Annotated in this window: 7 protein-coding genes and 1 tRNA gene; 4 read left to right on the plus strand and 4 right to left on the minus strand. The window is 54.0% G+C overall.

All coding sequences use genetic code 11. From position 1 onward, the window contains the following. Positions 1-23 precede the first annotated feature (23 nt). Positions 24-3,230, minus strand: a complete 3,207-nt coding sequence (locus tag B5D49_RS04840) for a DEAD/DEAH box helicase (protein WP_078716807.1) — start codon at positions 3,228-3,230, stop codon at positions 24-26. 259 nt (positions 3,231-3,489) lie between these two features. Between B5D49_RS04840 and B5D49_RS04845 the strand changes: the two genes are divergently transcribed. Next, positions 3,490-5,142 carry a peptide-binding protein gene (locus tag B5D49_RS04845; RefSeq protein WP_078716552.1) on the plus strand — a complete coding sequence of 551 codons (1,653 nt, stop codon included), beginning with the start codon at positions 3,490-3,492 and terminating at the stop codon, positions 5,140-5,142. Positions 5,143-5,199: 57 nt separating this feature from the next. Beyond that, entirely contained in the window at positions 5,200-7,365 is a 2,166-nt protein-coding gene (locus B5D49_RS04850) for a RelA/SpoT family protein (RefSeq protein ID WP_078716553.1), read from the plus strand. A 32-nt stretch (positions 7,366-7,397) separates the two neighbouring features. Here the strand turns inward: B5D49_RS04850 and B5D49_RS04855 are convergent, their stop codons facing one another. Beyond that, positions 7,398-7,760 carry a hypothetical protein gene (locus tag B5D49_RS04855; protein ID WP_144019167.1) on the minus strand — a complete coding sequence of 121 codons (363 nt, stop codon included), beginning with the start codon at positions 7,758-7,760 and terminating at the stop codon, positions 7,398-7,400. A 222-nt stretch (positions 7,761-7,982) separates the two neighbouring features. Between B5D49_RS04855 and B5D49_RS04860 the strand changes: the two genes are divergently transcribed. Continuing rightward, entirely contained in the window at positions 7,983-8,165 is a 183-nt protein-coding gene (locus B5D49_RS04860) for a ferredoxin (RefSeq protein ID WP_078716555.1), read from the plus strand. A gap of 182 nt (positions 8,166-8,347) precedes the next feature. Here the strand turns inward: B5D49_RS04860 and B5D49_RS04865 are convergent, their stop codons facing one another. Next, the gene (locus tag B5D49_RS04865) at positions 8,348-9,217 is read right to left on the minus strand and encodes a universal stress protein (RefSeq protein WP_159447135.1); all 870 of its coding nucleotides are present in this window, start codon (positions 9,215-9,217) and stop codon (positions 8,348-8,350) included. Positions 9,218-9,469: 252 nt separating this feature from the next. Here B5D49_RS04865 and B5D49_RS04870 point away from each other — a divergent pair, with 252 nt between their 5' ends. Next, complete coding sequence (locus B5D49_RS04870; protein WP_078716557.1) at positions 9,470-11,941, plus strand: hypothetical protein; 2,472 nt, start codon at positions 9,470-9,472, stop codon at positions 11,939-11,941. Positions 11,942-12,043: 102 nt separating this feature from the next. On the opposite strand, the gene B5D49_RS04875 is transcribed toward B5D49_RS04870, so the two are convergent. Next, positions 12,044-12,120, minus strand: a tRNA-Arg gene (locus B5D49_RS04875). Positions 12,121-12,207: the final 87 nt, after the last annotated feature.

Raw genomic sequence — 12,207 nt, forward strand, 5'->3', positions numbered from 1 at the left:
CTGGGCCAATGCCAGCGTACTGTTTATATTTCAAAAAGCATTTCCAGGTCGTCCCGCGTCAGAGACTTGAGGGCGGAATGACCGGGAATGATGGCTTCGGCAACGTCCTTTTTCTGTTCCTGCAATTTGAGAATTTTTTCTTCAACCGTGTTCTGACAGATCATCTTATAGGCGAAGACCTGGCGTTTCTGTCCAATGCGGTGTGTTCTGTCGGTGGCCTGATTTTCCACGGCAGGGTTCCACCATGGGTCGTAATGGATGACGTAGTCAGCGGAAGTAAGGTTCAGTCCGGTGCCGCCCGCTTTCAGCGAAATGAGGAAAATAGGGATGTCCGGATTATCGTTGAAGCGGTCCACCTGATCAAAACGGTCTTTGCTGGCGCCGTCCAGATACGCGAACGGGATTTCCTGAATTTGTAGCCAGGAACGGATGACGTGGAGCATTTGGACGAACTGGGAGAAGACCAGCACCTTGTGTCCGCCTTCGATGATGTCAGTGACCAAATCCTTGAAGGCGTCGAACTTGCCGGAAGGCAGGTTTGTGGTCAGGCCGGGCATGTCCAGTTTGAGCAGACGCGGATGGCAGCAAATCTGGCGAAGCTTGAGCAGAGCGTCCAGAATGGACATCTGGCTTTTGGCCAGCCCTTTTTCGTCCACATCGCGCAGCACCTGATCTTTCAACTTCATGGCCAAAGCATTATAGAGTTCCCGCTGTTCATCCACCAGATCGCAGTAATGGGTCGTTTCGATTTTCGGCGGAAGATCCTTGGCCACTTCGCTTTTGGTGCGGCGCAAGATGAATGGCTTGACGCGTGTTCGCAGGTATTCAAGGGTCTCTTCGTGTCCATCCTTGATGGGTTTGACAATACCACGCTGGAAGGAATGCTGCGACCCCAGGAAGCCGGGCATGAGGAATTCAAACAGGCTCCACAATTCGAACAGATTGTTCTCAATGGGTGTACCTGAGAGGCAGAGTTTCATGTCCGACTCGAGCTTACGAACGCTTCGGGCTGTTATTGTATTTGGATTCTTGATGTTTTGCGCTTCGTCAAGGATTACGGAGGCGTACTTGTATTTGAGCAATTCTTCCAAATCACGGCGCAATAACGCGTATGTCGTGATGATTAAATGCGAATCCTTGATTTTGCCGAAGAGATCGTCACGCTTGGCACCGTAAATGGTCAGTCGTGTCAGGCCGGGAACGAATTTTTGCGCCTCCCGTTCCCAGTTTGGCAGCACAGAAGTGGGAACGATAATCAGGGTGGGGTTGTCGCAGCCCACATTCACCAGGTGTTGAATGAAGGACAGCGTTTGGATGGTTTTCCCCAGTCCCATTTCATCGGCCAGGATGCCGCCGAAACCGTAATCACGGAGGAAGTTAAGGTAGGAAAGCCCTTGCACCTGGTAAGGCCGCAGCGTGGCGGTAAGCCCTTCCGGTTGCGGGAGCATTTTGATTTCTTCGAAATTGTTTATTTTTTCCCGAAGCTTAACGAACTGTTCGTCCGTACGCACACGGGGAAGGTCTTCCAGCAATTTTTCCAGCACCGGGGCTTCGAATTGCTGGAATTGTTTTTTGATAGGTTTTTCCGGATCGTATCCCAGCACCTTGAGCCGATGCCCAAGCTTGCGGAGCCATGGTTCCGGCAGGCTGGTGTAGGAGCCGTCCTTGAGTTGGACGTAGCGTTTTCCTTCCACCCAGGCCTTCCAAATGACATCGATGGGAACTTTCTGATCTCCGTATTCCACGGTCAGATCCAGATTGAACCAGTTGTTTTCCTCGTCGGTTTCGATCTCTGCGGTGAGTTCCGGTTTGGAGAGCCGTACTTTGTAGCGGGAAAGATTTTTTTCGCCGTAGACGCGATAGGCCTCCACCAGGGAAGGATAGTGGTCCAAAAGGAATTTGATGGCCTCTTCCTGCTCCATGAACCAGGTATGATTGTTTCGTGCCTGGAATCCCATGTCCGTGAGTTCGGCCATGAGTTGGGCCTCTTCGCCCTGGGCACGGCGGATGAGATAGGATTTGCCGTGCATGTGGTAGGAGCCGGTTTGAAGATCCGGGTTGGGACCGGGCAGAGCCACTTCGCCGTCTTCGGTATCGTAGATGTTGTGGATCTTAAGGGTCAGCAGACTGCCTTCCTCGTCCAGGAAAAGTTTGGGGTTGTACTCCGCACTGGCAAAGATTGGTCCCATGCGTTCAAGGAAGTCCTCGTGTCCGTAGAGGTCGGAAACCGGGATCTGCGTCCAGACGCGGTCCAGAAATTCGGAAATATCGGAATGCGGAATGACCGGGGACTGTTCAACCATTTCCTGCACCAGTTCCGGGTCAAGTCCGGTCTGGACGGGGTAAAAGGCGTTTTTGCGGAACAGCCAAAGGGGTAACCGACCGTAGAAGAACACCTCTTCCTCATCCGTGATGGAAAAAGGGAGTTTGCCTTCTCTGGCCAGACGAATATCAAAGGAAAGTCCCGACTCGGAGAGTTGGGGAGCCAACTTCAGCTGCATGGTTTTGCTTTCGATGCGAACGGGTTGATCCGTCTCCCGTAAATAGAGGTAGTACTCATTTTTAATGGCACGAAAGAACCAGGAGTGCAGTCCGGCGGGTAGTTCCACCCTGTGACCCCGATAATCGAGATAGTGGCCGATCATCTCCGCCACGTGGGGGAGGGATGGAGAGACCTCGCACCAGTTCGGGTTGTTGACGATCTGTTCCAGGTCCACCGGGTGTTGTACCTGGGAGATGCCGGATTTGTTTTGTCGGGCACGGAAAAAGGCCACCTGCAGGCGGCCCGGTTCCGGGTAGAGACGGAAGATGAGGTAGTGCTTACCTGCTTCCGGCTCCAGTTCCGTGGCGAAGAAAGCCCGGAAGCATTGATGCCAGTCCGCTTTGGGGCGAGGCAAATCCTCTTCGGAATCAGCGTCGAAGGAGCGGATCAGCTTCAGGGCGATAGCGCCGATGTGCCGACAATATCCGGCAAAGGAATCCGGGCAGTTGCAAAAGGCATTGGCCGAGTTGTCATTCAGGTTGATGCCGAGTTGCGGCTTGTAGTTCTGGAGATCTTCGCCATGCACCTGGCCCTCGGCCTCCCAATATTGGTCGCGCCGATGGACATCAAGTTTGACCACACCACCGGTATCCACGATTTCCTGGGATCCTTCCAGGATATATTCGGGGATGGTGTTGTGGACAAAACTTTGAAGAATTTCTTTGACTAATGCTTCATCACCGGACATGAGAAGCGCATACTCCTGACATTCTGAGGCGCTGTAGACGAGCGCGCGGTTGGTTTGCATCAACGCCTCCGCCGCAAAGGGTGGGAGGCAGTGGTCACCAATAGCCGATTACGCAGACACGGGCAAGCTCACCTGTGGCTTTTTCAAACCGTTTGGTTCATACTCCAAGCCCGGCTTCAACCGCATCCGGTAGTATATGATGGATTCTATGGGTATTGGCAAGGAAAAGATGCGTATTCTACGAAATTTTACCCCACGAATGGGGTGGGTATGGGTGTTCGGTATCCTTTTAGGAGGGTGCTATCTGTCCACAATGACTTCTGTCTGCTACGGGGATACCTCGGTGTCGCCGCAGAGGGCGGAGACAACGGATTTGGTTCCTGTTACCGGAGGTCGCCTTGTGGAGGCCATGCTTGGAGATGCAAGCAACCTCATCCCCATGATTGCTTCTGACACCGCATCCAGCAATATCACCGGCCGCATTTTCGTTGCTCCGTTGCGGTATGATCGTAACCTGGAGCTTGTGCCGTGGGCGGCCGAATCCTATGAAGTGTTGCAGGGGGGGCGCCTGTTGCGCTTCAAGCTTCGAAAGGATATTCATTGGTTTGATGGCGAACCGCTGACTGCCGACGATGTGGCGTTCACCTACCATCTTATGGTGGATCCCGATACGCCCACGCCGTATTCCGGGGACTATGAACGCGTGAAGGAATTCACCGTAACCGGACCATATTCGTTTGAAGTTCGGTATGACGAACCTTTTGCACGGGCGCTGGTTACCTGGGCGCATGCCATTTTGCCCCGTCATGCCTTGGAAGGGGAAGATCTTTTAGATACGCGCTATAGTCGGGAACCGTTGGGTGCCGGACCCTATCAGTTGAAGGAGTGGGTGCCGGGAAGGCGAATCATATTGGAGGCCAACCCCGATTATTTTTTGGGCCGTCCGTATATCGATACCATTGTGTACCGGATCATCCCTGATCAGGCCACGCAGTTTTTGGAACTCAAGGCCGGGAATCTGGATTCCATGGGATTAACGCCTATGGATTATATGTTCCAAACCCGGGGCAGAGACTGGGAAGCGCGTTTCAATAAATATAAATATTTGTCCGCCGGTTATACCTACATGGCGTATAACCTGGAGCACCCTATCTTTTCCGACGTGCGCGTGCGTCGAGCCTTGGCACATGCCGTTGACAAAGAGGAAATCGTCAAAGGGGTGCTGCTTGGGTTGGGGGAACCCGCGCACGGTCCTTTTCAGCCCGGAACCTGGGCCTATAAGGATGATTTGGAACCGTATGGTTATGATCAGGATGTGGCCCGTACCCTGCTCGCAGAAGCCGGATGGGAGGATCACGACGGGGATGGCATATTAGACAAGGAGGGACGGCCGTTTCGGTTCACCTTGTTGACCAACCAGGGGAACTCTCAACGTCTGCGTGCCGCGACCATCATTCAATACCGGCTGGCCGCCATCGGCATTGACGTGGAAATCAGAGCCGTGGAATGGGCGACTTTTTTGAACGAGTTTGTGAAAAAGGGACGCTTTGACGCCCTGATTTTGGCCTGGACAACGCCTGCCGAGCCGGATCCGTATTCTGTTTGGCATTCCGACAGTGCTCGCGAAGGCGGCTTGAATTTTGTTCATTATCGTAACGCTGAGCTGGACCAATTGGTGGAGCGTGCCCGCGCTACGTTGGACCGCACCGAGCGCCGCCGATTGTATGACCGGGTTCAGGAGATTCTTCACAGGGATCAGCCGTACTGCTTTTTATATGTTCCCATGGCCCTGCCCATAGTGGCGGCCCGAGTGCACGGTATCGACCCCGCTCCGGCAGGTATCGGATATAATGCCGACCGCTGGTGGATACCCGAAGAGCTTCAGGGGAATTCCCCACATTTGATTCCGTAACGGACGACGGAAAATCCTTTTGTTTTGTTTCCGCCGTCGGGTAGAATAAGTGAGACCATGATACGAATTACCGAGATAACCGATAAGGTTGCAACGTATATTGAAAAGCCGGATCTTTCCCTGATCCAGCGTGCCTATGTCTTTTCCGCTCAGGCTCACGAGGGGGTGGTGCGGCGTTCCGGCGAACCCTACATTTCCCATCCGCTATCCGTGGCCAATGTCCTGGCCGAGATGCAGATGGACGAAGCTTCCGTGGCCGCTGGGCTGCTGCATGACACTGTGGAGGATACAGAAACCACGGTTGACGAGATTGATGAACTGTTCGGCGAGGAAGTCGCGGACATCGTCAATGGAGTGACCAAGATCTCGCAGATGGAATTTGAGTCTAGGGCCATGGCTCAGGGCGAAAATATCCGCAAGATGATTTTGGCCATGGCCGAAGATATCCGTGTTCTCATGGTCAAATTGGCGGACAGATTGCACAACATGCGGACGCTTCAATATATGAAGCCCATGAAGCAGTTGCTGATCGCCCAGGAGACCAAGGAAATATACGCACCGCTAGCCAACCGGCTGGGCCTGCACCGTCTGAAGATTGAACTGGAGGATCTCTGTCTCCAGTATATGCATCCGGACGTGTTTGAGCAGCTCAACGAGGAAGTGCGCAAGCACCATACCGCTGGCCAGGAATATATCGAGAAGGTTATTGATCTTGTCTCGGAAATGCTTCGAAAAAATAAGATTCACGGCCGCGTGTTCGGCCGAACCAAGCACCTCACATCCACCTACAACAAGATGGTGCAACAGAATCTGACCCTTGATGAAGTGTATGACCTTATCGCCTTTCGCGTGGTGGTGGATTCCATCAAGGATTGCTATGCGGTGCTCGGTTTGGTCCACTCCATCTGGAAGCCGGTTCCTGGGCGATTCAAGGATTATATCTCGACTCCAAAGGCCAACATGTACCAGTCCCTGCACACGACCGTGGTGGGACCGGACGGTGAACGCATTGAAATCCAGATACGTACGGAGGACATGCACCGTGTTGCGGAATACGGTGTGGCCGCGCATTGGCAATACAAAGAGGCTGGCAAGGGGCAGCGCAAGCGTGGTCCTGCCGAGCGGGATGCGGATCGATTCACCTGGCTGCGTCAGATCATGGACTGGCAACGGGAGCTTTCCGATCCTCGGGAATTCATGGCTTCCCTGCGTTTCGATTTGTTTCAGGACGAGGTGTATGTCTTTACCCCGGCGGGCGACATCAAAGAGTTGCCCGAGGGAGCCACGCCTGTGGACTTTGCCTATGCCATTCATACCGAGGTCGGGGACCACTGTTCCGGAGCCAAGGTAAACGGGAAGTTGGTTCCGCTTTCCACGGCGTTGAGCAACGGTGACCAGGTGGAAGTCCTTACCGACAAGAAGCGCGTACCCAGCCGGGACTGGTTGAAGTTCGTAAAAACCGCCAAGGCCCGGACGCGGGTCAAGCACTACATCCGGACTGAAGAACGGGCCAGGAGCATTGCCCTGGCTAAGGAACTGCTGGAAAAAGAAGGGCGCAAACACGGGATCAACGTGGCTAAAGCCATGAAGGAAGGGTGGTTTGCTAAGCTGGCCGAAGCCCTTTCCATCCCTTCCACGGACGAGTTGCTGTCGCAGATTGGGTATGCACGGATCACGCCCAATAAGGCCTTGAAGCGTCTTTATGCGTTAATGGAGGGAAAACCCGAGGCCAAGGAATTGCCCGAGGCTGAGACTCCTGCACAAAAAGCCAAGCCCAAAGCCAAAAGCGAAGGCATTAACATCAGCGGCGTGGACAATGTGTTGGTCAGGTTTGCCTCGTGTTGTAATCCTCTGCCCGGCGAACCGATCACCGGATATATTACTCGGGGACGCGGGGTAACGGTCCACCGCAGTGATTGTCCGCATTTGAAAAACTTTGAGCCGGAGCGCCTGCTTACTGTCACCTGGGAAGGACAGGAAGACCATCCGTATCCGGCCAAGGTGCGAATACGCTGCGCCAATGAGAAGGGAATGTTGGCTCGTATCACCAAAATTTTTTTTGACGATGATATCAATATTGATTCCGGAACGTTTGAATCCAGTGTGGATGGCAATTCCGTGTTGGAAATGACGGTTGAGGTCCGTAGTCTGGACCAGCTGTACGGTGCCTTGTCCAAGGTCAAGGCTTCGGGCGCAGTGAAGGAGGCCATTCGTCTCTCCTGAGGTGCGCCTTGCGTTGGGCGAGGCGGGAGAGGTCAGGGGTGAATCGTTAGTTCCATGGATGTGATGGGCTGGGGGTTGGTCTGACGGAAAAAGCCGCGGACCTTGACAGTGCATGTCCCAGGCTTGAGCGCCATAAACAAGGCGCAACGGCCGGAACCGCCCTCCGGAAGAAAGCTGCCCGCGTCTTGTGGGGTGACCAGCCAGTATTCGTTATGGATGTCTTTTTGCTCTTCCGGAACATGCAGTTCCAGCAAAACCTGTTCTCCCACGCGGAGTTCCGCATCAGGCGAGTGAATCTCCCCCTGGAGAACCGTGTGGTCGCAGGAGCCTGCAAACGTACCCAAAAAGACCGCAAGTATTCCTATAGAGAGTGTGGCGTGAAATGTTTTTTTCATGTCATTTCGGATATCACTTTACGGAAGAGCCGTCATTGAAAAATCGGATTATTGTGATGTCGCATACATTGTTTCGGGATGGCGCCTGAAGCAGCAGCCTTTTGTATACGGTCTTCGTTTTGGTAAAATAGGGGTTTGAATTTTTCTCCGGGTGGGGTATGTTCCCCGTGACTGGTCTCATCGGCGACACGTTAGAGCGTGTCGCAAGCCAAGGAGGAACGCATGGCCATCGTGATCGATGAAAATGAATGCATTGGTTGTGAAACCTGTGTAGAGCTTTGCCCCGAAGTTTTTGAGATGGACGACTCGTCGGAAAAAGCTGTGGTCAAAGAGCCGGAATCCCAATTGGATTGCGTGGAGGAAGCCATCGACAGTTGTCCCAGTGAAGCGATTTCACGGGAGTAACGGCAAACCGACATAAATACCATGCGGCCGTCAGTAGTTTCAGACGCTGGCCGAGCATGGAAAATGCGGCAGCAGTACGGAATTGATTTCCGGAGTTGCCGTTTTTTTTTGGGGTGGGCAAGCAGGGGGCATGAGACTAATACATTGAAATCATGACCCCTCTGCGAGTGTTTTGGGGCGGACTATCCGCATACCCAGAGCGCCGAAGAACTTAAACCCTTAAGCAGTTCCTTGCTCACCGAACCGATGAAGAGGCGGCCGAGCAGCCCCTTGCCGGTGCCCGTGCGACCTACGCCGATGGCCGCAAAGCGTTCGCGGTGAGCCATGTCCAGAATTGCGGCGGCTGGACGGCCTCCGTCAAGAATCTGTTCATGGATCCGTTCCGCGCCAATGGCGTTGTCGTTCATGATTTGGCGGGCTTGATTAAAGATTGCCGACGTCTCCTGTGCGGAGGTGTTGTTGCGGACGTGCAAAAGGGTGACGTGGTGTCGTGGCTCCAGCCCGAGGATGAACCCTACGTGGTCGGCCATCCTGTAGGACGACTCCGATCCATCCAGGCAGAGCAGCACATTGCTGTTATCTTCATCCGGGGTACGGCATATCCAGGTGGGTACGTTTGACCGGCGTTTAACCATCTCTTCGCTGACGCTTTGTTCCATAAGCTGTTCCAGCTTGGCCAGCCCCCGTTTCCCCAGTACGACCGCGTCATAGAGTCCCCGTTCTCCTTCCTTGATGATGTCCTCCACACGGGTTCCAGACTGGGGGACACATTTTTGATCAATGTTCGCCGCGTCGAAACCTCCCGATGTGAGCATTGTTCTGGCCGTGTTCAGGGCGCGTCGAAATTGTTGCTCATATTTGCCGCTGGTGGCCGCCGCCTCATTCATGGTTTCGTAGGACTGTTCCTCAAGCCAGACTTTGGGACCGGTAGGGAATGCCGCGAACAGTGTGAGTTTCAGGTCCGTTTCCGTACTGAAGAATGATGACACAAAGCGCACTCCGTGGATGGCTCTAGGATTGTCGCTGACCGCAACCAGCAGATGGCGATTCATGAAACAGGCTCCTTGTGTAATGTACGGATCTTTTTTTGCGACCGAATATGTTTTGGTACGCTCAGCATTGTAGCATTTTTTATGTGTGGATGCATCAACTAACAATGTTGCGGTCAAGGCACGAACGCGTTGTTTTGCTTGACGTACGTTTTGAAATGCTGAAGGAAGTATAAATAAGTGCTTTTTTATCTTCCTTGCAGCATGGCGATGCAAGGGGGCGGTATTCATTTTTTGTCTGGTCGGGGGAACGTTATGCGCCACGCGGGTCTGTTCGGTTGGAAACGTGTTGTCTTCGTCCTGGGAATTTTCATCGGAATGCTCTTCCCCACCACTGCGGGTGCTGTTTGGGGGGAAGAGGGCGGCATTCCTCTTTTTTCCGGGGAACCAGGAAAAACCTGGCTACCCGTGGAAGAGCGGACCGGCCAATTCGCTTCTTTTGTTTCCCTCGAAGACGGGGCTTTGTTGTTGAATGTCCCGGAAGGACACGAGCAAGCCAGAATCGGCATCACTTCACGTCGTCATGTCCTGCTGGTCCCGCCGGAGGGGCAGGAGACGGGCATTGATTTTACATTTGACCCGGAGATTACCTCGGGTTTGCGGATTGTGGCGTCCAATGGTCCCCTTGATCTCCCGGATGTCGGGACCGTTGTTTTTTGGTGGGCCACCGGCGGCGGTATTATGGGGTTCATGACCGACCTGGAACAACCGCAGGACAGCAAAACGAACACCGGTGGTTGGAAGCCCGGCACGTTTACGCTGTATGTTGCTTCCGGACTGTTGACGTTGCAGAGCGCTAATGGGGCTGTCATGGAGGTTCCCACGGGATGGGCCGTTCCGGGGACGCAAGTGTATCTGACTGTTACGGGCAACGCTTCTCCGCCGAATAAGGCCACGAGCATGGGGCTATCGCAGGTCCGCATTCTTCCACCGCCTCCGGACCCAAGTGTAATTCAGGCCGAACTGGAAAAAGTGTTGGACGAATTCGACCTTCGAGGGGAGGCGTTGTTGCCGTTTGTCGACGTACCCGCTGTTGATCCTGTGGGGGGGGCCGAGGAAGACGATCGGGTACAACAGGGAGAAGCCGGAATTGGAGCTGGGATACAAGAAGTATTGCAGGACGTTCCGAACTTTTTCATTTCCGAGGCCGTGGCCGACGAGGGATGCGGTACATCCATTGATGAATTTATCAGTAAACAGCGTCGGATCGAGGCAACCCTTGGCAAGACCTCGGATATCGGCGGGGCAATGAAGAACTTGTTTTGGGATATGGTGGGTAAAAGCAAGTTTCCTGAAGGATTTATGGAAACGGTACGCAAGAATCTTGATTTGGCCGGGGCTGCCTGGGATTACGGGAAGGCCGGGTATGAAGGGTACCAGGCCGGTGACCCAAGCAAAATGGCGTTGGCCATGACGCAAATGACGCTCAAGGTGATGTTGGACTCTTGTAAGACGGAAGCCGATTTTCGAAATTTCAGCAAGTTTTCACGTGGGATGCTTGCCGCTTCACTTAAGAAGATGAGCAAGGCGCAACGAAAGGCTGTTCTTGCTCAATTGTCCCATGCGCTCAAGCGCCAGATCACGTATGCGGAAATTCTCGCCAAAGGGTTGGACTATAACCCGGGGACCGGAGCGGGGCAGGCTGTCGGTGGCAGTTACAAGGAAGCGTTGTTCACGGTTACGTCCAGTGCCGTCATAGCCTTTGTCCCGCAATTGGCAATTGCCAAATCTGCTGCGGCATTGGCCTGGGAGGGCATCAAGGCCACGCGGGATTGGGTCGTGGATGACAACGTGCAGACGCTGTATGCGGCGTATCGCGAGGAAATCGGCGGGGGCGGCGCCGGGGCGCGGGCGATGTACGACATGCGAACAATGCACGACGGGCCGACCATGATGCGAACACGCAGCCTGATGCGGTCGTTGGGGATGGGGCGTGACAAGGATGGCAATGAAATTCCCATCACCAACGCTGAAGCGGAGAAGTTTATCGAGGCAAAGTTCAAGAAGTGGTACGCCATGGAGCAGAAGGGGGCCGAACGCGCCGACAGGTATGCGACCATGCGTGATGATTACCTGTCGCTTGATCCCAGTTGTAAAAATGGTCTGCGTGACAGACTTTGGCCGAAGGGGCTGTATGGAGCGGGGTATCAGTTCAACACCTTTCGGGATGCCTGCCATTATGAAAAGATTATGTTTGAGGAGTATGCCAAGCTGCGAGGAAAGATCAGAGCGAATCTTGAGACGTGGCGTGCCAAAAGCGGCAAGGGGCAATGTCCGTCGGATCAGCTTGACTGGGAGTCGGGACGGTTGACTTGTCGGCTTCTTTCCGGGGGAGAAGAAGCGTACCGGCGTCTTTTTGTCAAAGCGTTGGATGAATGCAATCTTTTGGAACAACCACGAGAACTGATGCAGGACAAGTATCGAAAGCGCGTGGAGGAACGTTTTACGGGCATGCGTAGCAGCAATGCTGTCGCGCTGTTGCAGCATATGGGGCGTACGGATTTATTGCGTTGCCTGTGTGGTCGGTATTCGATCATGGGCAGCGGCTGCTCCTACCGTCCCGAAAAGGTGGAGGGATGTCCATCCCGCGGAGGTCCATGCGTACAGGGAAATTGGGGCTGCAGTCGCAAGCCGTTGCCTACGGATGAAGCGGCCATGCGTTCCTGCCGCATTGCGGAGAAACTGGCTGAGGACGCTGTGGCAAAACGGCTGGTGGACGTTCCATAGCTTTTGCCTTCAGCAGAGCGAACGGAGCAACAGGGACCGTGAAGCCGGTTGATTCGGCAACAGAAGACTGCAAAACGGAAGGGACGTAAAACCGGATTGATGTGGCGGGCCAGGAAGGACTCGAACCCTCGACCGACGGCTTAGAAGGCCGTTGCTCTATCCACCTGAGCTACTGGCCCGGCTGGGATGATTTTCCTATACGGATGGCTGGCATTCGGTCAAGAAAAAAGCGACACCTTGTGATTGGACAGCGTCGATATCAATCA

It is taken from the genome of Paucidesulfovibrio gracilis DSM 16080, from assembly GCF_900167125.1.
GTDB classification, from domain to species: Bacteria; Desulfobacterota; Desulfovibrionia; order Desulfovibrionales; family Desulfovibrionaceae; genus Paucidesulfovibrio; species Paucidesulfovibrio gracilis.